Annotated in this window: 26 protein-coding genes; 8 read left to right on the top strand and 18 right to left on the bottom strand. The window is 66.3% G+C overall.

The features are described from left to right. Positions 1-318 precede the first annotated feature (318 nt). Both ACVINW_RS16510 and ACVINW_RS16505 read left to right on the top strand, forming a co-directional pair. On the top strand, positions 319-1989 hold the full coding sequence (locus ACVINW_RS16510; protein ID WP_456752283.1) for a methyl-accepting chemotaxis protein: 1671 nt from the start codon (positions 319-321) through the stop codon (positions 1987-1989). A gap of 174 nt (positions 1990-2163) precedes the next feature. After that, positions 2164-2949, top strand: coding sequence for an SDR family NAD(P)-dependent oxidoreductase (locus tag ACVINW_RS16505; RefSeq protein WP_456752282.1), 786 nt, complete (start codon positions 2164-2166; stop codon positions 2947-2949). Positions 2950-3130: 181 nt separating this feature from the next. Here the strand turns inward: ACVINW_RS16505 and ACVINW_RS16500 are convergent, their stop codons facing one another. Continuing rightward, entirely contained in the window at positions 3131-3700 is a 570-nt protein-coding gene (locus ACVINW_RS16500; protein ID WP_456756413.1) for a histidine phosphatase family protein, read from the bottom strand. Positions 3701-3767: 67 nt separating this feature from the next. Continuing rightward, entirely contained in the window at positions 3768-4520 is a 753-nt protein-coding gene (cobS, locus tag ACVINW_RS16495; protein ID WP_456752281.1) for an adenosylcobinamide-GDP ribazoletransferase, read from the bottom strand. A 153-nt stretch (positions 4521-4673) separates the two neighbouring features. Here cobS and cobT point away from each other — a divergent pair, with 153 nt between their 5' ends. Together cobT and ACVINW_RS16485 are read left to right on the top strand one after the other, a co-directional pair. After that, positions 4674-5687 carry a nicotinate-nucleotide--dimethylbenzimidazole phosphoribosyltransferase gene (cobT, locus tag ACVINW_RS16490; protein ID WP_456752280.1) on the top strand — a complete coding sequence of 338 codons (1014 nt, stop codon included), beginning with the start codon at positions 4674-4676 and terminating at the stop codon, positions 5685-5687. Positions 5688-5744: 57 nt separating this feature from the next. Further along, positions 5745-6191 carry a hypothetical protein gene (locus tag ACVINW_RS16485; RefSeq protein WP_456752279.1) on the top strand — a complete coding sequence of 149 codons (447 nt, stop codon included), beginning with the start codon at positions 5745-5747 and terminating at the stop codon, positions 6189-6191. A 256-nt stretch (positions 6192-6447) separates the two neighbouring features. Here the strand turns inward: ACVINW_RS16485 and ACVINW_RS16480 are convergent, their stop codons facing one another. The 5 genes from ACVINW_RS16480 to ACVINW_RS16460 form a co-directional block, all read right to left on the bottom strand. Beyond that, the gene (locus ACVINW_RS16480; RefSeq protein ID WP_456752278.1) at positions 6448-6858 is read right to left on the bottom strand and encodes a VOC family protein; all 411 of its coding nucleotides are present in this window, start codon (positions 6856-6858) and stop codon (positions 6448-6450) included. Positions 6859-6962: 104 nt separating this feature from the next. Next, a complete protein-coding gene (locus ACVINW_RS16475) occupies positions 6963-7373 on the bottom strand; it encodes a DoxX family protein (RefSeq protein ID WP_456752277.1) in 411 nt (136 codons plus the stop codon). A 155-nt stretch (positions 7374-7528) separates the two neighbouring features. Next, positions 7529-8806: an RNA polymerase sigma factor gene (locus ACVINW_RS16470; RefSeq protein WP_456752276.1), complete on the bottom strand. Its 1278-nt coding sequence runs from the start codon at positions 8804-8806 to the stop codon at positions 7529-7531. Further along, complete coding sequence (locus tag ACVINW_RS16465) at positions 8803-9171, bottom strand: YciI family protein (protein WP_456752275.1); 369 nt, start codon at positions 9169-9171, stop codon at positions 8803-8805. Before ACVINW_RS16465 ends, ACVINW_RS16470 begins: the two co-directional genes overlap by 4 nt. A gap of 167 nt (positions 9172-9338) precedes the next feature. Further along, positions 9339-9626 carry a hypothetical protein gene (locus ACVINW_RS16460; RefSeq protein ID WP_456752274.1) on the bottom strand — a complete coding sequence of 96 codons (288 nt, stop codon included), beginning with the start codon at positions 9624-9626 and terminating at the stop codon, positions 9339-9341. Positions 9627-9715: 89 nt separating this feature from the next. On the opposite strand from ACVINW_RS16460, the gene ACVINW_RS16455 reads away from it, so the two are divergent. Then, a complete protein-coding gene (locus tag ACVINW_RS16455; RefSeq protein WP_456752273.1) occupies positions 9716-10681 on the top strand; it encodes a 2-hydroxyacid dehydrogenase in 966 nt (321 codons plus the stop codon). Positions 10682-10926: 245 nt separating this feature from the next. Here the strand turns inward: ACVINW_RS16455 and ACVINW_RS16450 are convergent, their stop codons facing one another. The 4 genes from ACVINW_RS16450 to ACVINW_RS16435 all read right to left on the bottom strand — a co-directional run bounded on the left by ACVINW_RS16450 (position 10927) and on the right by ACVINW_RS16435 (position 13316). After that, positions 10927-11418, bottom strand: a complete 492-nt coding sequence (locus tag ACVINW_RS16450; RefSeq protein ID WP_456752272.1) for an SRPBCC family protein — start codon at positions 11416-11418, stop codon at positions 10927-10929. Further along, positions 11399-11818 (bottom strand): ArsR/SmtB family transcription factor, encoded by a 420-nt coding sequence (locus ACVINW_RS16445; RefSeq protein ID WP_456752271.1) that lies wholly within the window; start codon positions 11816-11818, stop codon positions 11399-11401. The genes ACVINW_RS16450 and ACVINW_RS16445 overlap by 20 nt, the downstream gene beginning before the upstream one ends. 98 nt (positions 11819-11916) lie before the next feature. After that, entirely contained in the window at positions 11917-12567 is a 651-nt protein-coding gene (locus tag ACVINW_RS16440; protein WP_456752270.1) for a dihydrofolate reductase family protein, read from the bottom strand. A gap of 89 nt (positions 12568-12656) precedes the next feature. Continuing rightward, a complete protein-coding gene (locus ACVINW_RS16435; RefSeq protein WP_456752269.1) occupies positions 12657-13316 on the bottom strand; it encodes a TetR/AcrR family transcriptional regulator in 660 nt (219 codons plus the stop codon). Positions 13317-13413: 97 nt separating this feature from the next. Between ACVINW_RS16435 and ACVINW_RS16430 the strand changes: the two genes are divergently transcribed. After that, complete coding sequence (locus ACVINW_RS16430; RefSeq protein WP_456752268.1) at positions 13414-14058, top strand: glutathione binding-like protein; 645 nt, start codon at positions 13414-13416, stop codon at positions 14056-14058. A 168-nt stretch (positions 14059-14226) separates the two neighbouring features. Continuing rightward, entirely contained in the window at positions 14227-15558 is a 1332-nt protein-coding gene (locus tag ACVINW_RS16425; RefSeq protein ID WP_456756412.1) for an IS1182 family transposase, read from the top strand. A gap of 208 nt (positions 15559-15766) precedes the next feature. Here the strand turns inward: ACVINW_RS16425 and ACVINW_RS16420 are convergent, their stop codons facing one another. The 7 genes from ACVINW_RS16420 to ACVINW_RS16390 all read right to left on the bottom strand — a co-directional run bounded on the left by ACVINW_RS16420 (position 15767) and on the right by ACVINW_RS16390 (position 21409). Further along, positions 15767-16234 (bottom strand): nuclear transport factor 2 family protein, encoded by a 468-nt coding sequence (locus tag ACVINW_RS16420; protein ID WP_456756411.1) that lies wholly within the window; start codon positions 16232-16234, stop codon positions 15767-15769. A gap of 83 nt (positions 16235-16317) precedes the next feature. Further along, positions 16318-16767, bottom strand: coding sequence for a tol-pal system-associated acyl-CoA thioesterase (gene ybgC / locus ACVINW_RS16415; RefSeq protein WP_456752267.1), 450 nt, complete (start codon positions 16765-16767; stop codon positions 16318-16320). 123 nt (positions 16768-16890) lie between these two features. Next, positions 16891-17808 carry a metallophosphoesterase gene (locus ACVINW_RS16410; RefSeq protein WP_456752266.1) on the bottom strand — a complete coding sequence of 306 codons (918 nt, stop codon included), beginning with the start codon at positions 17806-17808 and terminating at the stop codon, positions 16891-16893. Positions 17809-17977: 169 nt separating this feature from the next. Then, on the bottom strand, positions 17978-19027 hold the full coding sequence (ruvB, locus tag ACVINW_RS16405) for a Holliday junction branch migration DNA helicase RuvB (RefSeq protein ID WP_456752265.1): 1050 nt from the start codon (positions 19025-19027) through the stop codon (positions 17978-17980). Further along, positions 19024-19641 (bottom strand): Holliday junction branch migration protein RuvA, encoded by a 618-nt coding sequence (gene ruvA / locus ACVINW_RS16400; RefSeq protein ID WP_456752264.1) that lies wholly within the window; start codon positions 19639-19641, stop codon positions 19024-19026. The genes ruvB and ruvA overlap by 4 nt, the downstream gene beginning before the upstream one ends. 277 nt (positions 19642-19918) lie before the next feature. Then, on the bottom strand, positions 19919-20446 hold the full coding sequence (ruvC, locus tag ACVINW_RS16395; protein WP_456752263.1) for a crossover junction endodeoxyribonuclease RuvC: 528 nt from the start codon (positions 20444-20446) through the stop codon (positions 19919-19921). Between the two features lie 216 nt (positions 20447-20662). Next, a complete protein-coding gene (locus ACVINW_RS16390) occupies positions 20663-21409 on the bottom strand; it encodes a YebC/PmpR family DNA-binding transcriptional regulator (RefSeq protein ID WP_456752262.1) in 747 nt (248 codons plus the stop codon). 216 nt (positions 21410-21625) lie between these two features. On the opposite strand from ACVINW_RS16390, the gene ACVINW_RS16385 reads away from it, so the two are divergent. After that, positions 21626-23401, top strand: a complete 1776-nt coding sequence (locus ACVINW_RS16385) for a methyl-accepting chemotaxis protein (RefSeq protein WP_456752261.1) — start codon at positions 21626-21628, stop codon at positions 23399-23401. Positions 23402-23491: the final 90 nt, after the last annotated feature.

Below are 23491 nucleotides of genomic sequence, written 5' to 3'. Positions count from 1 at the left end.
GATCGTAATAGACCTATCAGCGACGCTGAAGTGCACGCGTTCCGATCGTCTGCATCAGACCAAAGTTGTCATCGATTTTCGTCCGTAAGATTACGGTGAACATCGCATGCCGACTCTGGATGATAACGTGCATATCGAAAAAATACCTCGCAAGTTGAAATAGATGCGCGCGTGCGTGATCGCTCTATGCAGTTCGTGCCACGCGCGTGCGAGCCGCAGGCTTTACCGATGCTAAACGGCTCGCTGCAACCTTTCCGTGAGTTGCAACGATCCGCTTTTCTCATCCCCTTTCATTGTTTGAACCTTCACGGAGCCCTGATGTTCAGTTTCAGCAACAAGGCAAAGATCGACAACGCGCTGGCGCAGGCCGCAGCGATCGGAAAATCGCAGGCGGTGATCGAGTTCAAGCTCGACGGCACCGTCGTCGACGCCAACGAGAACTTCCTGAACGCGATGGGCTACACGCTCGACGAGATCAGGGGCAAGCACCACAGCATGTTCGTCGATGCCGCCACGCGCGACAGCCACGACTATCGCCAATTCTGGGCGAACCTGAACCGTGGTGAGTACCAGACCTCGCAGTACAAGCGCGTCGCCAAGGGCGGTCGCGAGATCTGGATCCAGGCCTCCTACAACCCGATCCTGGACAAGAACGGCAAGCCGGTCGGTGTCGTCAAACTCGCCACCGACATCACCGCACAGAAGATCCACAGCATGGAAGATGCCGGCAAGATCGCCGCGATCGGACGTGCCCAGGCGGTGATTGAGTTCAATATGGACGGCACCATCGTCAACGCCAACGAGAACTTCCTCGGCGCGATGGGCTATTCGCTGGCCGAAATCCAGGGCAAGCATCACAGCATCTTCATATCGCCGGCCGACCGCGATAGTCCGGCCTATCGCGATTTCTGGGCGCGGCTGAACCGCGGCGAGTTCGAGACCGGCGAGTTCAAGCGGATCGCCAAGGGCGGCAGGGAAATCTGGATCCTCGCCAGCTACAACCCGATCCTCGACGATCGCGGCAAGCCGTTCAAGGTCGTCAAGTTCGCGACCGACGTCACCCAGCAGAAGCTGAAGGCCGCCGACAATGATGGCCAGATCGACGCGATCGGCAAGTCGCAGGCGGTGATCGAATTCAACATGGACGGCTCGATCCGCACCGCGAACCCGAACTTCCTCGCCGCGATGGGCTATTCGCTCGCCGAGATCCAGGGCAAGCATCACAGCATGTTCGTCGAGCCCGCCGAAGCGAGCGCGAACGGCTATCGCGAGTTCTGGGGCGCACTGAACCGGGGCGAGTTCCAGGCCGCCGAGTACAAGCGCATCGCCAAGGGCGGCCGCGAGATCTGGATCCAGGCCTCCTACAACCCGATCCTCGACCTCAACGGCAAGCCCTACAAGGTGGTGAAGTACGCCACCGACATCACCGCGCAGGCGATCGGCCGCAAGAAAGCCGACAGCGCGCGCGGCCTGATCGAGGCGGTCGCCGCCGGCAGCGAGGAGATGAGCGCCTCGATCCGCGAGATCTCGGAAACCATGACCAAGTCGAAGCAGAACGCCGCGGTCGCCACCGGCCGCGTCGAGGCTGCCGACGGCCAGGCGCAGAAGCTCAACGCCGCGGCGCAGGCGATGAGCGGCATCGTCGAGATGATCTCGAGCATCACCGGGCAAATCAACCTGCTCGCCCTCAACGCCACGATCGAATCGGCCCGCGCCGGCGAGGCCGGCCGCGGCTTCGCGGTGGTGGCCTCCGAGGTGAAGAGCCTCGCCAACCAGGCCAAGCAGGCGACCGACACGATTTCCTCGGAGATCGATGCGCTGAACTCGATCGCCGCCGCGGTGGTCACCTCGCTGTCGGAGATCAAGGCGGCGATCGCCGGCGTCAACGAGTACATCACCTCCACCGCCGCGGCGGTCGAGGAGCAGAGCATCGTGACGCAGGACATGTCGACCAACATGCAGCGCGCTTCCGCCGAGCTTGCGGCGTAGGACGCGGTGCGATCCTCGAAGGGTGCGCGGCCCGGGCTGGGGGCCGTGCATCCTTCGAGACGCGCTACGCGCTCCTCAGGATGACGGAGGAACGGCACGTCACTGGTTGTTGACAGCTCCACATAAAGGTCGCAGACGGTCGGGACTTTCCTGCCCGAACCGATGGACCGCCCGATGACTCCCTCCGAACAAAAAGTCGCCCTCGTGACCGGCGCCGCGCGCGGCATCGGGCTTGCCGCGGCGAAACGCTTCCTCGCCGACGGCTGGCGCGTCGCGCTGCTCGACATCGAGGGCGCGCTGTTGGAGAGCGCGGTCGCGGCCTTGAAGCAGCCCGACGACACAGTCGCGCTGACCTGCGACGTATCGGATGCCGCTGGCGTGGCAGCCGCGATCGCTGCGATCGCAAACGGCTTCGGCCGGCTCGACGCGCTGGTCAACAACGCCGGCACCGCGGTGTTCGCGCCGGTGCTGGAAACCTCGGACGCCGACTGGAGCCGGATCATGGCGGTCAACCTCACCGGCCCGTTCCTCTGCACCAAGGCGGCTGCGCCCCTGATGCGCGAGCATGGCGGCGCGATCGTCAACATCACCTCGATCTCGGCGGTGCGCGCCTCGACGCTGCGCTCGGCCTACGGCACCAGCAAGGCGGGGCTCGCGCATCTCACCAAGCAGCTCGCGGTCGAGCTCGCCTCGCTCGGCATCCGCGTCAACGGCGTCGCGCCGGGCCCGGTCGAGACCGCGATGGCCAAGGCTGTCCACACGCCGGAGATCCGCGCCGACTATCACGACGCGATCCCGCTGAATCGCTACGGGCTGGAGGAAGAGCTGGCGGAAGCGATCTTCTTCCTGTGCTCGGATCGCGCGAGCTACATCACCGGGCAGATTCTTGCCGTCGACGGCGGCTTCGACGCCGCCGGCATCGGCCTGCCGACCCTGCGCGGCCAGCGGCGGAATGGGTAGCCGTCCCGCGTTCTCACCGTCATCCTGAGGAGGCCGCAAAGCGGCCGTCTCGAAGGATCGACGGTCCCGCTATCACCGGTAGACGATCAACGTACGCCGAGCGATCGGGGGCCGTGCATCCTTCGAGACGCGGCCAAGAGGCCGCTCCTCAGGATGACGGAATTGACATTGCCGCATTGGCCTACCGCCCATTCACCACGACCACACGCCACGTATCACCCAACCGATCGATCCGGGTCAGCGACAGCGGGTCGATGACGAAGCGCAGTGCGAGCTCCGGCGCGAGTTCGAGCGCGATGGCGAGCACCGCGCGGATGGTGCCGGAATGCACGACCAGCACGACGTCGCCGGCCGGCAGGCGTGCCAGCCCGGCCTGCGCGCGACCGATCTGATCCGCAAAGCTTTCACCACCCGGCGGGCGGTTGATGCCCGGCGATTGCCAGAAGGCGCGGTAGGCCACGGCGCCGAGCTCGGCTTCGATCTCACTGTGGCGGCGGCCGGTCCAGTCGCCGAAATCCTGCTCGCGAAAGGCGTCGTCTTCCGTTGCGGTGAGGCCGAGCCGCGCTGCGGTCTCGCGTGTGCGCCGCGCCGGACTGCAAACCGCGATCGCATCCGCCGGAAGCCTCGCCTGCAACGCAGCCAAGGCCGCGGCATCGCTGAGGTCCGCCGGCGCATCCGGCGCATGGATCACGCCGCGTGGACCATCGACCGGCGCGTGACGGATCAGCCAGAAGCGGGTTTCACGATCCATCACCACTTGGCCTTTCATTGACGCGTTTTCTTCACGCGAACCGGGATCCACTTCGCTCGAAAACGCTCTAACCCAACCGCGCCGCGAGCAGCACCAGCATCGCGGTCTCCGCGACCTGCTCGGCGCCGCCGAGCACATCGCCGGTCTGGCCGCCGATCTGCCGCTTCGCCAGCAGCGCCATGATCAGCGCGCTCGCACCGGCCGCAATCGCCGCCAACAGCGCGCTGCTGAACGGCAGCGCGAGGATTGCGATCACCAGCGCGAGACCTGCTGCGACCGCGGCAATCATGCCGTCAGGCCGGCCGGCATTGGCCGCGAGCCCATCCGCGCGCGCATAAGGCATGCTGATCGCGATCCACGGCAACGCGCCGCGGCCGAGCGCATGCGCCGCAATCAGGCTCTGCACCACGACGCCATCCGGAATGGCCGCAAGCGCCGCGAGCTTGCTGGCAAAGCTCACCACCAGCGCCAGCGCGCCATAGGTACCGAGCCGGCTGTCGCGCATGATTTCAAGCTTGGCCGCGACATCGCGGCCGCCGCCGAACCCGTCGGCGACATCGGCGAGCCCATCCTCATGCAGTGCCCCGGTCAGCAGCGCGCCGCCGCCGAGCGCGAGCGCCGCCGCGGCAAGGTCCGGCACGCCGATCGACCGCAGCAGCAGGCAGAACAGGCCGATCGCAGCGCCAATGCCGGCCCCGACCAGCGGGAACAGCCGCTGCGCCCGCGCAAAGCTCTCCGGCCGCGCGCCGTCCGGATGCGGCATCGGCAGCCGGGTCAGAAAGGCGGTGGCGGTCCTGAGATCGTCGAGCAATTCACGCATGGTCGCGGCCCTGGAATTGAGCTAAAGCGCGCTGAGATCGGGCTGAATCTCACCGCGCTTGAGCTTCTTGTTTGAGCACGATCCGTTCGGAAAACCGCTTCACAGGTTTCCGGATGGTGCTTTAGCTTGCGGCCCGCTCGACGAGGGAATCGCATGCAGTTCAGTACTCTAGACGACATCCGCAGCTTTTGTCGCGACCTGCCCCAGGGCGACGAGGCCAGTGCCGCGGCCGCTACGGTTCGCCAGCAGAACCTGACCAAGCCGCCGGGCAGCCTCGGGCGGCTTGAAGAGGTGGCGATCTGGCTGGCGCGCTGGCAGCAGCGCGAGATCCCCCGGCTCGATGAGATCACGATCGCGGTGTTCGCCGGCAATCACGGCATCGCCGAACGTGGCGTTTCCGCCTATCCGTCCGAAGTCACCGCGCAGATGGTGGCGAACTTCGCCGCGGGAGGTGCTGCAATCAACCAGATCGCCAAGCTTGCCGGCGCCGAGCTGCGCGTCGAGCCGCTCGAGCTGGCGCGCCCGACCCGCGATTTCACGATGGCGCCGGCGATGGACGGCGCCGATTTCCTCGTCGCGTTCGATACCGGCTGGCGCACCGTGCCGGAGCAATGCGACCTGCTGGTGGTCGGCGAGATGGGGATCGCCAACACCACGGTCGCAGCAACACTGTGCGCGGCGTTGATGGGCGGGCGCGGCGCGCGCTGGGCCGGCCGCGGCACCGGCGTCGACGATGCCGGCCTGCTGCGCAAGCGCACCACGATCGATGCCGCGCTCAAGATGCATCGCAGCCTGCTCGACGATCCGCTCGCAGTCGCGGTCGCGCTCGGCGGGCGCGAGCTCGCGGCGATCGCCGGGGCCGTGCTGGCGGCGCGTGCAAGGTCCATCCCGGTGCTGCTCGACGGCTTCGTGGCGACAGCGGCGGTGCTGCCGCTGGCGCGGCTTGCGCCCGGCGGTCTCGCGCATTGCCGCGCCGGGCATGTGTCGGCCGAACTCGGCCACCGCGAATTGCTGCGGGAGCTTGGACTCGCGCCCCTGCTCGATCTCGAGATGCGGCTCGGCGAAGCCTCCGGCGCCGGAATCGCGATCCTGCTGCTGCGCGCCGCGCTCGCCTGTCACGGCGGCATGGCGACCTTTGCCGAAGCCGGCGTCTCCGGCAAAGGCTGACAAACTCTCGCCGCAAGCGCTAGCCTAACTGGAGCCGGCAACGGAAGGAACGGCCGCATGCGCATCGGGGCGATCTGGACGATCTCGACGATCTTGGGCTTGGCGGCGCTCTTCGCCGACATCTCCGGCGCAGATGCCGAAGTTCGTATCCTCGCCAGCCCCGGCGGGCAGGTCGGCCCGTTCATCGACCTGTTCGACAAGGTGCGCGAGTCCGGCGAGCGCGTGGTGATCGACGGGCCATGCCTGTCGGCCTGCACGCTGGTGCTTTCGATGGTGCCAAGCGACCGCATCTGCGTGACGCGGCGCGCCGTGCTCGGCTTCCACGCCGCGCGCTCGATCGACCAGCGCGGCCGGACCTATGCCGAGCCGGAAGCGTCCGAGGCGGTGCTGGCCGCTTACCCTCCGCCGGTGCGCGGCTGGATCGTGCGCCGCGGCGGCCTGACCTCCCGCCTGCTGCTGCTGCGCGGCCGCGACCTCGCGGCGATCTATCCACGGTGCAGGTAGCGGCGATCGAGTCCGATCTGAACTGAGCAAGCGATGCTGCCAATCCCGTCATTCTGAGGAGCGCCAACGGGTCCGCGCGAAGCGCGGCCCGATGACAGGCTCCGCGCGTCTCGAAGGATGCACGGCCCGGATGGCTCAGCGCGCGCACGTTGGAACAGCCGGGCCGTCGATCCTTCGAGGGCCGCTGAAGAAGCGGCCACCTCAGGATGACGGCGATAGAACGAGAATCGCGGTGCTAGGCAGAAGTAACCTCGACCTACATCTGTGCCGGGCAGTTCACCATCCAGGGGATGCCGAACTGGTCGACGCACATGCCGAAGCCGTTGGAGAAGAAGGTCTTGCCGAACGGCATGGTGACGGTGCCGCCTTCCGACAGCGCCTTGAAGCGGCGTTCGGCCTCCGTGGGATCCTCGACCTGCAACGCGACGTGAAAGCCCTGCGGCTTCTGGAAATGGCCGGGCGGCGCGTCGGAGGCCATGATGATCTCGCCGTCGATCGTGAGGCGGGCGTGCATGATCTTGTCCTGCCAGCCGGGCGGCGTCTGCATTTCCGCGTTGCCCTCGCCATAGGGGAAGGATTCCTCGATCCGCGCGCCAAGCACCTTCTCGTAGAATTTCAGCGCGGCGCCGCAATTGCCGTCGTAGGACAGATACGGGTTGACCTGCATTGCATGCTCCCTTGGTTAGTTATTTTTCAATCGGCTCGGACGATACACTGTTCATGTGACGCTGGTCGCATGTCCCTGCGGCAGCATTGTGGATGAACGATCACTCAGCGGCGGAACGGCAGCAGCGCGCGCAGATCGCCGTCGCGCAGATAGAGCCCGCCCCACAGCATCAGGCCGAGATAAAGCCCGAACAGCGTGTGGGTGAACAGCGGGCTGCCGATCCGCACATGGGAAGCGATCGCGCCGCCGAGATAGCCTGTGAGCAGGATGGCGCCGAGGATCGAGGTCGGCGGCACCGAGTACAACAGCGTGCAGACGATGGTGATGATGCCGAGGCTGCGCGCCAGCGTATCGCTCGCGCCCCAGCCCATCTTGTCCATGGTCTCGGTGACGACCGGCAACGGCAGCAGCTTGATCGCGCCGTCGAACAGCAGGAACAGGATGACCACGCCGCTCATGACACGGCCGGTGATGCGGGCGGGCTTCGAGATTTCGGTGTCGACGATCGTCGGCATGACAGGCTCCGTGACGCTTGGTGATGCTCTCTGCCTTCATGACGAACGGGGGAATGCGGGGCCGACAAGATGGGTGAAGAATTTTTCGGAAGCACAACCGCGGTTGCACGAGCGACGCTCCCATCGATCAGCTCGCCCGGGGCCAGGCGAGCCGACTACTTCGCCTTCGCATTGCGCGGCTGGCTGTCGCGCATCAGGCGGTCGATATGCATGCGGATGTGGGCCGCTTCGGCCGTGGTGTTGGCGAGGGCGATGGCGCGGTCGAAGGCGACGCGGGCTTCCTCGTTGCGGCCGAGCTGCATCAGGAAGGCGCCGCGCACGCCGAAGTAATGGAAATAATTCGCAAGCCGCGGCGCCAGCGGCTCGATCATCTCGAGCGCGGCGTCTGGTCCCTTCACCTTGGAGACCGCAACCGCGCGGTTGAGTGTGATCACCGGCGACGGCTGCATGATTTCGAGCGCGCCGTAGAGCAGGTCGATCTGGGTCCAGTCGGTGTCCTCGGGCTTTTCCGCGCGGGCGTGCAGGGCGGCGATCGCGGCCTGCACCTGATAGGGTCCGCTGCGGCGATGGCGCATCGCCTTGTCGATCAGCGCGAGGCCCTCGGCGATCAGCTTCTGATTCCAGAGCGTGCGGTCCTGGTCGTCGAGCAGGATGACCTGGCCGTCGGCGTCGAAGCGCGCCTCGGCGCGGGCGTGCTGCAACAGCAAGAGCGCCGTCAGCCCCATGATCTCCGGCTCGCTCTGGAACAGCCGCAGCAGCAGCCGCGCGAGCCGGATCGCCTCCTCGCACAGCGGCGCGCGGATTTCGGCGGTGTCGCCGCTCGCCGAATAGCCCTCGTTGAAGATCAGATAGATCATCGCCGCGACCGAGGCGAGCCGCTCGCTGCGCTCGACCGCGCCCGGCGTCTCGAACGGCACGTTGGCATCGGCGACGCGAGCCTTGGCGCGGGTGATGCGCTGCTCCATCGCGGCTTCCGAGACCAGGAAGGCGCGCGCGATCTGCTTCACCGAGAGGCCCGAGACGATGCGCAGCGCCAGCGCGATCTGCTGGGTCGCCGGCAGGTCCTTGTGACAGCAGATGAACAGCAGCCGCAGGATGTCGTCGCGATAATGTGAGCCGTCGAGCCGCTCGGCGATCTCGTCCTCGGCATCGTCGAGATCGGAGATCGCCTGGTCGTCATCGGGCAGCGCTTCCTGCTTCTTGCTGCGCCTGATGTCGTCGATCGCGACGTTGCGGCCGACCATGATCAGCCACGAGGCGGGATCGCGCGGCGGGCCGTTCTGCGGCCAGCTCTTCAGCGCCCGCAGGCAGGCGTTCTGGAACGCCTCCTCGGCGGTATCGAGATTGCGGAAGTAGCGCAGCAGTGCGCCAACCGCCTGGGGACGCGCCGACGTCAGCGCGGCATCGATCCAGGCGGTGTCGGTCACGCTCACGCTTTGGTACCCCCCTGATTGAAGTAGCCGACCGGGCGGATCTCATAGGTGCCGCCGGGATTGGCCTCGCCGAGGTCGCGCGCGATGTCGAGCACCTCGTCGAGGTTCTTGCCCTCGACCAGATAGAAGCCGAGCAGCTGCTCCTTGGTTTCGGCGAACGGGCCGTCCAGCACCACCGGCGGGTTTTCCTTGCGCAGCGTGGTCGCCGCGGTGGTCGGCAGCAGCCGCGCCACCGGGCCGAGCTTGCCCTGCTTGGCGAGCTTGTCCTGCACGACGGACAATTTCTGCATGACCGAGGCGTCGTGTTCCTTGCTCCAGGAACCGACCATGTCTTCGTCATGATAGCAGAGGATGGCGTACAGCATCGAAAAGGCATCTCCGTTCATTGCAAGAACGAACGATTATGCCCGCTGCCGACAGGCGGCGCGAAAGAAATTTGGGTTCCTGATGCGGCGCTCGATGTCGATCACATGCCGGGACGTCGGACGCGGCGATGACGCGTCACGCCATCACCGCGACAATCATGGTGCCGTCACCAGTAGATGCCGTAACGCGCGGCGATCCGGCGCGCCTTGGCTTCATCGCTCTCCCGGTGATGGACGTGGCTCCTCTGCAACGGCTGGGACGCCTGCTGCCGCGGCGCCTCCGCCGGCTGCGCCTGCGACGGCGCCGGCTGGGCCTCGGCCTGGGCCGGAGCAACGGCCGGTTGCGCCTGGGCGGGCGTATCGGCATTTGCGAGCACCAGGCCGCGGCTCTGGCCGGCGTGCGCGGTGGCGATGGCGGCGAGGATGAAAGCCGAGCTCAGGACCAGTTTGCGCATGGAAGTTCTCCCCTGTTGATGGCAGGAGACTAGGGCGCGGGTTACGCCCGCTCTGTGACATAAGTCACATTGGCTTTGGAGGTATCTGAATGGGTAAGGGCGCACTCGCGCTGCTGATCAATGGCGGCTCGGAAAACTGGTCGCCGGCGCGCTGGAAGGCGCGGTTCGACACCGTCTGCGCCGACCGGGCGGTGGTGCTGCTGCCGGACGGCGCGCTCGATCCGGCTGAGGTGCATTACGCCGCGGTGTGGAAGCCGAAGCCGGGCGAACTCGCGGCGTTCAAGAACCTGCGCGTGATCTTCAATCTCGGCGCCGGGGTCGACGCGCTGATGGCCGACCGCTCGCTGCCCGACGTACCGCTGGTGCGGGTCTCGGTCTCCGATCTCACCGACCGCATGACCGAATATGTCGTGCTGCATGTGCTGATGCATCACCGCCAGGAGCTTTACCTGCGCGAGTCGCAGCGCAAGAAGTACTGGGCGCCGAACTATCAATGGGCGGCGAACGCGATCACCGTCGGCGTGATGGGGCTCGGCACGCTGGGCGCGGCCGCGGCGCAGGCGCTGCGCGCGCTCGGCTTCCGCGTCGTCGGCTGGAGCCGCAGCGAGAAGCGGATCGACGGCATCACCTGCCATCACGGCAGCGACGGGCTCGACGCGTTCCTGCGCGCGACCAACATCCTGGTCTGCCTGCTGCCGCTGACGCCGGATACAAGGCATGTGCTGAACCGCGATGCGTTCGCCAAACTGAACCGCGAGAGCCCGCTCGGCGCGCCCGTCATCATCAATGCCGGCCGCGGCGGCTTGCAGAACGAGGCGGATATTTTGCACGCGCTCGATGACGGCACGCTGGGCGCCGCCTCGCTCGACGTGTTCGAGACCGAGCCGCTGCCCGAAGCGAACCCGTTCTGGAGCCACCCGAAGGTGGTGCTGACCCCGCACAACGCCGCCGACACCGACGCCGACGAGATCTCGAAATACGTCGCGCAGCAGATCGCGCGCTTCGAGCAAGGCGGGGAGCTGGACAACGTGGTCGATCGCAAGCGGGGCTATTGAGGCCCGGCGCGTAGCCCGGATGCAGCGAAGCGAAATCCGGGGTCCTTGCTACGGGCAGACCACTCCCGGATTGCGCGGAGTTTGTCATCGGGCGCGCATTCGCGCGACTCGTTGGCTCCATCCGGGCTACGAAGCCAGCGCTCGCCTCCCGTCATTGCGAGCGAAGCGAAGCAATCCATACCTCCGCATGTGCGGTACGATGGATTGCTTCGTCGCGTTGCTCCTCGCAATGACGACGTACAACGTCACCCCATCCCAGCCACGATCTCGGCGAGCCGGTCGTAGGCCGGCTCGACGCCCTTCTCGATGCCCGAATTGAGATGGCCGTCGCGCGCTTCCTTGGTCGGATGGCGGATCGTGGTGGTCAACGTGGTCTTGCCGCCCTGCTCGTCGAAGGTCGAGATCACCAGATACTCGTCGCTGGTGAAGCCCGGCATCGAGAAGGTTTCGCCGAACGCGAGCCGTTCCGGACGCACCACCTCGCGATAGGTGCCGGTGAGTTCGTGCTCGATGCCCTCGGACGAGCGGAACACGAACCGATAGGCGCCACCGACGCGCAGGTCGACTTCGCACACCGGCATGGCCAGCGTCTCGCAGCCGAGCCAGCGCACCAGAAATTCCGGCTTGGTCATCGCGTCGAACACAAAGCGCCGCGGCGCATCGAACTGGCGCGTCATGGCGAATTCGAAATCCGACGGGGTCGTGATCCTCAGCGTCTTATCCACGCGTGCGTCCACGTTGCTTCTCCTCGGTTACTCTGACTTTACGGTTGGTGACTTTGCGGTTGCTGCGCGGCGGGGCCTTCGCGGCCTCCTCCGCCTTCATCTCCTCGAGCAGGCCGTCGAGGCGGTTGAAGCTCTCGTCCCAGAAGCGGCGGAAATTGCCGAGCCAGCCGTCGACCTGTTTGAACGAGGCCGGCGCGATGCGGCACGGCCGCCACTGCGCCTCGCGCCCGCGCGAGATCAGCCCGGCATGTTCCAGCACCTTCAGGTGTTTCGAGATCGCCGGCAGGCTCATGTCGAACGGCTTCGCCAGCTCCATCACCGAGGTCTCGCCAAGCGCGAGCCGCGCCAGGATCGCGCGCCGGGTCGGATCGGCCAGCGCCGCGAAGGTCGAACTGAGGGGATCGGGCGGCATCTACTTAGCTCATAGGTTAAATAACCTTTGGGTTAAGTACGCCGGAACGGCGTTGGCGTCAACGGCCGATTTCGGCCGCTGACGCAGGCGTGAACGATCTACGATTTGCGCGCGAAGGTGACGTGCGTGGCGTTCGGGCTCGCGACGTGCGAAACGACGCCATAGCCAAGGGCGGGCAGATCGAGCCCGGCAAACAGGCTCTCGCCGCCGCCGAGCAGCACCGGCGCCAGCGCCAGTTGCACCTCGTCGAGCAGCCGCGCCTCAAGGAATTGCCGCACCAGCGACACGCCGCCGCCGACCCGGATGTCCTTGTCGCCCGCCACTGCGCGCGCCCGCGCCAGCGCGGCGTGGATGCCGTCGGTCACGAAATGAAACGTGGTGCCGCCTTCCATCTCGATGTCGGGCCGCGCGTGATGCGTCAGCACGAACACCGGCGTGTGATACGGCGGATTGGGGCCCCACCAGCCTTTCCAGGCATCATCCGGCCACGGCCCGCGGATCGGGCCGAACATGTTCCGCCCGAGGATCCAGGCGCCGATATTTTCCATCGACTTGCGCGCGATCTCGTCATCGAGCCCGGTGCTGCCGCCCTCCTTGCCGACCATCGCGCGAAATGCCCGTGTCTCGAAGAACCAGGAGGCCGGCAGCGCCAGGCCGCCCTCGCCGAATGGATGTTCGAGGCTCTGACGCGGCGCCGCGCCAAATCCGTCGATCGAGACCGTAAAAGCTGAAGTCCTGACTTTTCCCATGAGATTCCACTTCCGTGAGTGAGGAGACCTGACGGAGGACGGCCGGGAAAAACACCGCCCGACATTTGCTGCGGAAAAATTGGCGGCGGCTATTTCAGCCCGCACATCACGTCGATGGCGCCCTGCACGATCGCCTCGAGCTCCTTGCGCGCCACGCGGGCACGGGCGCGGATCGCGATGGTGTGGATGGTGGCGGAGGCAAGATGCGCCAGCGCCGCCGGATCGGCGCCGTCAGGCAGCTCGCCGCGCTCCCTGGCATGGCGGAAGCAGATGCCGAACGCCTTGTCGAGCTCGGTCAGGCCCTCCAGCACCATGGCGCGGATGTCCGGATCCGACACCGCCTCGGACGCTGCCGTCATCACCGTGAAGCAGCCGCGCGGGCCGGATTCGCCGGAGAGATAGATGTCGAGCGCGATGCGATAGATGCGCTCGAGCCGCTCGCGGAGCGGCGCATCGGCGCGGAAGATGTCGGCCATCGCGGCGCGCGCGTCGTCGCGATAACGCTGGTAGCTCTTGATGTAGAGCTCGCGCTTGTCGCCGAACGCGCCATAGAGGCTCGGCCGGTTCATGCCGGTCGCGGCACTGAGATCATCGAGCGAGGTCGCGGCAAAGCCGTCGCGCCGGAACAAATCGAGCGCCTTGCCGAGCGCGACATCGGGCTCATAGGCGCGCGGCCGCCCGCGGCGCTTCGGTGCGACCGGCGCCTCGATTTTGGCAGCAGATGGCGGCTTCTTAATTTTTTGTACCATTTCGCACTAAATTCCTTGACCGGACAAATATTATCCAGGACAGTACAAAAATCAACAACGGCCGGGCACCCGCGCCAACACCGCCAAGGAGGCACCAATGGACCTCTATTTCTCGCCGCTCGCCTGCTCGATGGCGACCCGCGTCGCGCTCTATGAGGCCGGCCAGCCGGCCAATTATCTCGAGGTCGATCCGAAGACCAAGCAGGTGCGCAACGACGGCTCCGACTTCAACACGGTCAACCCGCTGGGCCTGGTGCCGACGCTGCGCACCGACGATGGCGTCGTGCTGACCGAGAACGCGGCGATCCTGCAATATGTCGCCGACCAGTTCCCGTGCGCCGGCCTCGGCACCGCGTCGAACGCCGAGCGTTCGAAGCTGCATCAATGGCTGTGCTTCATCGGCACCGAATTGCACAAGGGCCTGTTCCTGCCGCTGCTCGACAGGAAGGCACCGCCCGAAGCCAAGACCTATGCGCTGGAGAAATACGTTTCGCGGCTCGACTATGTCGAAGATCATCTCAAAGGCCGCGACTATCTGCTCGACCATTTCAGCGTCGCCGACGCCTACCTCGTCACGGTCATCAACTGGACCATGGCGACGCCCCCGATCGAGCTTTCGAAATGGCCGGCGCTGAAGGCCTATTACGAGCGGCTGCGCGCGCGGCCCTCGATCGCGAAGGCGGTCGCGGAAGAATTCGAGCTCTACAAGGCCGAAATCGCCCGGCACAAGGCGGCGGCGTAAGGCACATTCTCGTTTCGAACGTGACGGCCTCCGAGCGGGGCCGTCCATCCTTCGAGGCTCGCTCCGCTCGCACCTCAGAGGGTGTGATTTTTTTGGGGTTTCAGCGAGCATTATAGCCGAAAGCCGGCGCGGTGTGATTCTCTGGCGATGATGGATTCGCGGGAGGTGATGTTGGCTGCCGATGAGTTGTTTGGGGACCTGCCGGAGCAGGCGAAGCCACCAGTCGAAGCGGGCTTGCCCGGCGCTCCGCGGCTGCGTGAGCCCCAGCGCGACCAGATTGCGCTGCGAGCGGTTGATATTGAGAGCCTGATCGGGGAAGACCATCCGGTGCGGCTGATCTGGTCTTATGTCGAAGAGCTTGATCTGAGTGAGTTGGAGGACCGGATCAAGGCTCGCGGCGATCGTCCCGGTCACCCCGCGACCTCGCCCCGGCTTTTGCTGGCGCTGTGGCTCTATGCCGCCAGCGAAGGCGTTGGCAGCGCGCGGGCGTTGGAGCGGCTGTGCGAGAGCCACGATGCCTATCGCTGGCTGTGCGGCGGGGTGTCGGTGAACTATCACCTGCTGGCGGACTTCCGGGTCGGCAACGCCGATCTGCTTGACCGACTGCTCAGTGAGCATCTGGCAGCGTTGGCAAAGGCCGGTCTCGTCGATCTGGAGACCTTGGCGCAGGATGGCATGCGGGTCCGGGCCAGCGCCGGGGCGGCCTCGTTCCGGCGCGAGGCGACGCTGGATAAGCATTTGGCGCAGGCTGAGGCCGTGGTGGAAGACCTCAAGCGCGAGGTCGACACACGCTCGGACGCCAGCAATAAGCGTGCCCGGGCAGCCAAGGAGCGGGCCGCGCGGGAACGCAGCGCGCGGGTGAAGGCGGCGCAGACGGCGCTCGCCGAGATCAAGCAGCAGCGCAAGGAGCGCGAAGAAAGTCGCGGCAACGGCAAGACGCCGAAGGAGCCGCGGGCCTCCACGACGGACGCCTATGCACGGGTCATGAAGATGGCGAACGGCGGCTTCCGCCCCGCCTACAACGTGCAGGTGACGAGCGTGGCCGGCGAGCAGATCGTCGTCGACACCAGAATTTGCAACATCGGATCCGATCGCGGCCTGATGCGTCCCATGCTGGAGCGGCAGCGTGCGCGGCCCGGAGGGTTGCCCAAGGACCATCTCGTCGATGGCGGCTTTGGCAGTGCCGAGGACATCGAATGGGCCTATGCCGAGGGCATCGATATCTTTTGTCCGCCCACTCAATCCAAGCACGGTACCGATCCCTATCTACCGCGGCGCGGCGACGGTCCGGGGGTGTTGGCCTGGCGTGCGCGAATGGCGAGCAAAGAGGGCAAGGCCCGATACAGGTCCCGGTCGATCTGCGAGTGCATCCATGCCCGCTGGCGCAATTGGGACCTGCGGCAATTGACCGTGCGCGGCATCGAAAAGGTCCGTGCCGTCGTGCTCTGGTACGCCCTCGTCAACAACATCCTGCAAGGCAACCGCCTCTCCAGAGCCTAAACAACGGGTCATCGCCGAACTCGAACTCAAACCTGCCAATTGCTGCGACGAACAGCCGCCAAAAACTCCGCAGGAGCCGAATCCGTCACAAGCTCTCAGGATGACGAAACTGCTCGCAGCAAATCTAGCACCTTGCGAATATCAATCACCCGTCATGCTGAGGAGCGCGGAACGCGCGTCTCGAAGCACGACGGCCCACCTCTCACCGTCAGAACGGCTCCTGCCCCAACCCCGGCACATCGGCCGGACGCGGGCCCGGCGCAGGCCAGTGGAAGCGGCGGTCCTTTTCTGCGATCGCGATGTCGTTGATCGAGGCCTCGCGGCGGCGCATCAGGCCGTGCTCGTCGAACTCCCACTGCTCGTTGCCGTAGGAGCGAAACCAGTTGCCGCCGGCATCATGCCATTCGTACTGGAAGCGCACCGCGATGCGGTTGCCGTCGAACGCCCAGAGATCCTTGATCAGGCGGTAGTCCTGCTCCTTCTCCCATTTGCGGGTGAGGAAGGCGACAATCGCCTCGCGGCCCTGAAATACCTCGGAACGATTGCGCCAGCGGCTGTCCTCGGTATAGGCGCCGGCGACCCGAACCGGGTCGCGCGAATTCCAGGCATCTTCGGCCATGCGCGCCTTCTGCGCGGCGGTCTCGCGGGTGAAGGGCGGCAGCGGCGGACGTGACATCGGCGATCCCTCGCGGTTGTTGGTCACGCAAATCTATCGCCGCGGGATCGAGAGTCGATGGGGCGTTTCCTATTGCCCGATAATCATGCCAGATCGGCCTTCATCAGCATACGGATGGATTTCGGGATCGGCTGCGCGCGGCCGCCGCTGACGAAGGCGACGCGCACCTGCGCCTTCACAAGCACGTCATCGCCGCGCCTGACCTCCTGCGCCAGCATGATGGAGGCGCCCTTCACCGCGATCGGCCAGGTTACGACATCGAGCATGTCGTCCATCCGCGCCGGCTTGAGGAAGTCGAGCGTCATCGAACGCACCACAAAGGCGAAGCCGCCGGTCTCGGCCTCGGCCTCCTCGAACAGCGCGTTCTGCTCGGCGCCCATCAGGCGGAGATGATTGGTGCGCCCGCGCTCCATGAAGCGCAGGTAGTTGGCGTGGTAGACGATGCCGGAAAAGTCGGTGTCCTCGTAATAGACGCGGACCTGCATATGGTGGCGGCCATCACGGATCGCGCCGTCGATATGGGGGAAGGTCAATTGCGGCCCCTCGATTGAGGTCGTTTGAGCATGATCTCTTCGGAAAACCGCTGCGCACTCTTCCGGATCATGCTTTTGGAACAACAATCGTGTTGCGCAAATTGCGCGATCACGCAAGCGCGGTCAGGACACCACCGGCCCTTTTCCGCCGAGCGTGACCTGCACGATCTCGGGCGGCACGCCGAGGCGGAACGGCATGATGCTGCAGCCGAGGCCGCCGGAGACGACGACGTCGCATTTCAGCTTGATGTGGCCATAGGCGAGCCGCATGCCGTGCTTGACCGGCACCGCCGGCGACCAGCCGAGCAGCCGGACCTGGCCGCCATGGGTGTGGCCGGAGAGTTGCAGCGCGACACGCGAGGGCACGCGGAGCGCAACGTCAGGCTCGTGCGCGAGCAGGATCACCGGTGCGTCGTCGGTGACCTTTGCGAGAGTCCCGCTGAGGTCGTCGACGCCGATGCGCCTGATCTCGCGATAGCGCCGCGCCGCCATGAAGGCGAGCTGGTCGCCGAGACCGGCAAGCCAGAACGGACGATTATCTTTGACGAGCCGCACCGCGTCGTTCTCGTAGACCGGGATGCCCGCGCGCTCCAGCGCGCGGCGCGCAACCGGCGCGCCCTGCCCTTGCCGTTGCACCGTCTTGTCGTCCCAATAATCGTGATTGCCGAGCACGGCATGCACGCCGAGCGGCGCCTTCAGGCCCTTGAGCACCGCGGCCCATTCTGACGCCGGGATGAAACGCGTGACGTGGCGCAGCCCGGCGACATAATCGCCGAGCAGCACGATGATGTCGGGGTTGAGCGCATTGGTGTGGTCGACGATCTCGGCGATGCGATCGAGTGACATCCAGGGATCGCAGGCATGAATGTCGGCGAGTGCGGCGATCCTGAGCGGAAAGTCCGCCGGCCATTGCCGCGGCGACAGGTCGTAGCGCGTCAGCGTGAGGCGGACGACCGGCTCGCTCAGGCCATAGGCCGCGGTCGAAGCGGAGGCGGCGGTCAATCCGCCGGCGGTGCGCAGAAAGTTTCGACGGGAAATCATGGACGTGTGATCGGTGATGCCTGAGCCAGGATAGGCCCTTGATTGGAGCGAAATTTGGCCCCGTTTGTGCAGACGGCCTGCAGAGCTGCAGCGATGGTTAGCGCGCAAGGTTACCGGCAGCGCAATGCGCTGCACCAACACGCCTGTTCACGTCTTCGAGAGCTTAGCCTTAGTCCTCGTCGCCATTGCCGCCGAACAGGCCGAACTGCGAAGGGTCGCGGTTCGGCTCGGCGAGGCCGAGATGGCGGAAGGCGTGCGAGGTCAGCAGCCTGCCGCGCGGAGTGCGCTGCAGATAACCGCACTGGATCAGATAAGGCTCGATGATGTCCTCGATCGCATCGCGCGGCTCCGACAGTGCCGCCGCCATGGTCTCGACGCCCACCGGCCCGCCGCCATAGTTCAGCGCGATGGTGGTGAGATAGCGCCGGTCCATCGCATCGAGCCCGGCGCTGTCGACCTCGAGCGCGCTCAGCGCGCGATCGGCGATGCCGCGATCGACGGAATCGGCGTCGGCAGCGGAGGCGAAATCGCGCACCCGGCGCAGCAGGCGGCCGGCGATGCGCGGCGTGCCGCGGGCGCGGCGCGCGATCTCGTTGGCGCCATCGGGGCTCATGCCGATGTTGAGCACGCGGGCGCCGCGGGTGACGATCTTCTCCAGCTCCTCAACGGTGTAGAAATTGAGCCGGATCGGAATGCCGAAGCGGTCGCGCAAGGGATTGGTGAGCAGGCCGGCGCGGGTCGTCGCGCCGACCAGGGTGAATTTCGACAGCTCGATCTTGACCGAGCGCGCCGCGGGGCCTTCGCCGATGATCAGGTCGAGCTGAAAATCCTCCATAGCCGGATAGAGCACTTCCTCGACCGCCGGGCTGAGACGATGGATCTCGTCGATGAACAGCACGTCGCGCTCTTCGAGATTGGTGAGCAGCGCCGCGAGATCGCCGGCTTTCGCGATCACCGGGCCCGAGGTGGCGCGGAAGCCGACACCGAGCTCGCGCGCCACGATCTGCGCCAGCGTGGTCTTGCCGAGGCCGGGGGGACCGACGAACAGCACGTGATCGAGCGCCTCGCCGCGCTTCTTGGCGGCCTCGATGAAGATCGAGAGATTCTTGCGCGCCTGCGCCTGCCCGACGAACTCGGTCAGCGACTGCGGACGCAGCGCGGTGTCGCCGACATCGTCGGAGCGGCGTTCAGGCGAGACCATGCGCGAGGGCGGGTTCACTTCGACAATTCCTTCAAGCCCAGCCGGATCAGCTGCGCGGTCTCGGCTTTCTCGCCGGCGCTGCGCGAGGCGGCGGCGATGGCGGCGGCGGCCTGCGGCTGGCCGTATCCGAGATTGACCAGCGCGGAGATCGCATCCGTCACCGGGCGCGGCGCGCGGTTGTTGTCGATCGCGCCTGACAGCTGCACCACCGCGGGATCGACATCGGCAAAGCCCGGCGCCTTGTCCTTCAATTCGCTGACGATGCGCTCGGCGACCTTCGGCCCGACCCCCGGGGTGCGCGCCACCGCCGCCCTGTCGCGCAGCGCGATGGCGTTGGCGAGGTCGGTCGGCGGCAGCGTGCCGAGCACCGCAAGCGCGACCTTGGCGCCGACGCCCTGCACGGTCTGCAGCAGGCGAAACCATTCGCGCTCGTGATCTGACCGAAAGCCGAACAGCTTGATCGCGTCCTCGCGGACATAGGTCTCGATCGACAGCACCGCCGCGCCACCCGGCGACGGCAATGCCTGCAGCGTGCGGCTCGCGCAATGCACCTGATAGCCGACGCCGCCGACGTCGAGGATCACGTAGTCCTCGCCGTAGGAATCGATCAGCCCCTTCAGCTTGCCGATCATCGCACGCCCCCGCTTTCGCATCCGTCGGTAAGGGACGCACCGGCGGACGGGTTCCCTCCCCCCTTGCGGGGGAGGGTTAGGGAGAGGGGTGCCGCTGGCTCCGTTGTCCGACGCTTCGCGCGAACAACGTTTGCACCGCGCTCAATTGGCTCGCGAACTTCATTGATACATCGTCGTCGCACATCACTGGTCGGAGCGCCGGGCTTACCCCTCTCCCCAACCTTCCCCCGCAAGGGGGGAGGGAGCCTGAACAGCGTGCCCTCCTCACATTGCAGGATCATAGGTTCGCCACCCTGAGCCGCAGCGCGGTGCTCTGGCGGTGATGGGCGTGGGTGATCGCGATCGCGAGCGCGTCGGCGGCATCGGCGGATCGCGGCTCGGCCTTCGGCAGCAGGATCTTCAGCATCACCTGGATCTGGTTCTTCTCGGCGTGGCCGGCGCCGACCACGGTCTTCTTGACCTGGTTCGGCGCGTATTCGGCGACCGAGATACCGAACATTGCGGGCGCCAGCATGGCGACGCCGCGCGCCTGGCCGAGCTTCAGCGTGGCGACGCCGTCCTTGTTGACGAAGGTCTGCTCGACCGCGGCCTCCGCCGGCCTGAAGTCGCCGAGCACGGCGGCGAGCCCCTCATGGATCGCCAGCAGACGGCTCGCCAGCGGCAGATCGTCCGGCGGCTCGACCGAGCCGCAGCCGACATAGACCAGACGGTTGCCTTCGGTCTCGATCACGCCCCAGCCGGTGCGGCGGAGGCCGGGATCGATACCGATGATGCGGACGGGAGAGCGAATCGGCTGCGCTGTCATGCGGTAGTGATACCGCCTGGCCTGCGAGAACGAAACACAAACGGCGGTCCATCCCCGGCTCTGTCGCGGCCGGCCCGCTGATCATTCCGCCTCTGCTCGTCATCCCCCGCGAAAGGGGGGATCCAGTACGCCGCGGCTTATCGGCTCAAGTACTACGGCCTCTGGAATACTGGATCGCCCGGTCGAGGCCGGGCGACGACAGCGGAGAAAGCGGCCTCAGCCGCCCATCTTCGCGAGCAGCGCGTCGGACACCTCGAAATTGGCGTACACGTTCTGGACGTCGTCGTGCTCGTTGAGCAGGTCCATCAGCTTCAGCAGCTTCTCGCCGGTCTCGTCGTCGACCGCGACGGTGTTCTGCGGCTTCCACGTCAGCGCCGCCTTGCGCGGCTCGCCGAACTTGGCTTCCAGCGCTTTTGCCACGTCGCGGAAAGAGTCCTGCGAGGCGTAGACCTCGTGGCCGGCCTCGCTGGAGACCACGTCGTCGGCGCCGGCCTCGATCGCGGCATCCAGCATGGCGTCGTCGGAGGCGACCTTGGCGTCGTATTCGATGATGCCGGTGCGGTCGAACATGAAGGCGACCGAGCCGGTTTCGCCGAGATTGCCGCCCGACTTGGTAAAGAACGAGCGGATGTCGGAGGCGGCGCGGTTGCGGTTGTCGGTCAGCGCCTCGACGATCACGGCGACGCCGCCGGGGCCATAGCCCTCGTAGCGAATCTCGTCATAGTTCTCGCCCTCATTGCCGGCGGCCTTCTTGATGGCGCGGTCGATATTGTCCTTGGGCATGTTCTCGGCGCGGGCCGCGACCACGGCGGCGCGCAGCCGCGGGTTCATCGCCGGGTCCGGGGTGCCGAGCTTGGCCGCCACGGTGATTTCGCGGGCCAGCTTGCCGAAAAGCTTCGACTTCTGGGCATCCTGCCGGCCCTTGCGGTGCATGATGTTCTTGAATTGGGAATGGCCGGCCATGCGACGTCTCTTCGGAGCTTAGGGTCTGAACGGGGATGGAAAACGCGGCCTTATAGGCCCCTCACGGTCAAAATCAAAGGATCGGCGAGGCCATCCGGCGGAGGAATACTACCGCATGCCGGAATATGAGGCACTTGTTAACCATGACTTCATGCCCGGATGCGAGGATCGCGCCCGTCCCGCCGCAACTTTCCAATAGCCCGCAAAAGAGCTCCCATGGCGTTCGGTTTGTTTCGCAAGCAAGTGCCGGAGCCGGCCGCGCCGGCCGTCGCGCCGCAGGTTCCGGCTGAAGCCGCGACCGCGACTGATTCGGCCCAGGATTCGTCCAAAGATTCGTCCGGAGATTCCTCGAAGGAGATCCTGGAACTGCTGGAACTCGAGCTCGGCGCGATGATCCGCCAGCTCGAGCGCGCCGCAGGCTCGGTGGCCGATGGCGCCGAGGCGACGGCAGCCAAGCTTGCCGCCATCCGCGCCCGCACCGATGCGCTGACCGGCCACAGCAGCGACGCACAGAGCACCGCGACGACCTTCTCCGAGGCCGCCGACCGTTTCACCCGTTCCGCCGAGGGTATCGGCCAACAGGTACGCAGCGCGAGCCAGCTCGCCGACGACGCCGCGGCCGCGGCGCGCGAGGCCACCGCCAATGTCGACCGCCTGCGCGAATCCTCGGCCGCGATCGGCAACGTCGTCAACCTGATCGCCCAGATCGCGCGGCAGACCACGCTGCTGGCGCTGAACTCGACCATCGAAGCGGCGCGAGCCGGCGCCGCCGGCAAGGGCTTTGCGGTGGTCGCCACCGAGGTCAAGGCCCTCGCGGTCCAGACCCAGAGCGCGACCGAGGAGATCACCAAGAAGATCGAGGCGTTGCAGAAGGACGCCACCGGATCGGCGGATGCCGTGCACCGCATCTCGGAGGCGATCGACAAGATCCGTCCGGTGTTCGACAACGTCAACGGCGCGGTCGCCGAGCAGAACCAGATCACCGGCGAGATGGGCCAGAACGCCGCCTCCGCCTCGACCTTCATCGTCTCGGTCGGCACCAGCGCCGGCGAGATCGACAGCGCAACCCGCGAAGCCGCCGCGCATGGCGACGATGTCGCCAAGGCCGGCAAGGCGGTGACCGCGTTCGCGCAAAAGCTCAAGGCGCGCTGCGCGGTGCTGCTGCGCCAGGACGAGCGCGGCGATCCGCGCAAGGACGAGCGGCTGCCTTGCAGCCTCACCATCGAGATCACCACCGCGCGCGGCACCGTCACCGCGCCGGTCTACGAGCTCGCGATGGACGGCATCTTGATCGGCGGGCCCGACGTCGAGAAGCTGCCGGTGCAGGAGACCCTGAGCGCGACCTTGCAGGACATCGGCGCGTGCCGGATCAGGATCGCCGACCGCGCCAAGGCAGGCGTCCAGGCGCGTTTCGAGGCCGCGACATCAGCGCTGCGCGAGAAGATCGAAGACCGGATGTGGGCGATCCACGAGGAGAACGCCGAACTCGTCACCCGGGCGATGGAAGCCGGCCACGCGCTGAGCAAGATCTTCGAGAACGGGCTCGTCAGCGGCGCGATCACGCTCGACGATATGTTCGACACCGACTATGTCGAGATCGCCGGCACCAACCCGGTGCAGTACCGCACCAAAATGCTGGACTGGGCGGATCGCGCGCTGCCCGCGCTGCTCGAGGCGTTCCTGGCCAAGGACAAGCGGCTGGCATTCTGCGCAACCGTCGACCGCAACGGCTATCTGCCGGTCCACAACAAGATCTACTCGCATCCGCAGCGACCGGGCGACGTCGCCTACAACACCGCCAATTGCCGCAATCGCCGCATCTTCAACGATCCGGCCGGCCTCGCCGCCGCGCGCAATCAGCGCGCCTATCTGGTGCAGAGCTACGCGCGCGACATGGGCAACGGCACCACCGTGATGATGCGGGAGATCGACGTGCCGATCCGGGTCCGCGGCCGGCACTGGGGCGGGTTCCGTACCGCCTACAGGCTGTGAGTGCACGCTCAGGCAAGACTGCCTTCGCGAATCACGCTCTGGATCGGATGGGGAATGCTGCGGCGGCTTGACGGGCCGCTGTGACGGGAG

The organism is Bradyrhizobium sp. USDA 4461 (assembly GCF_054055655.1).
The sequence above is the reverse complement of the archived record's forward strand: the minus strand, read 5'-3'. Positions and strand labels throughout refer to the sequence as shown.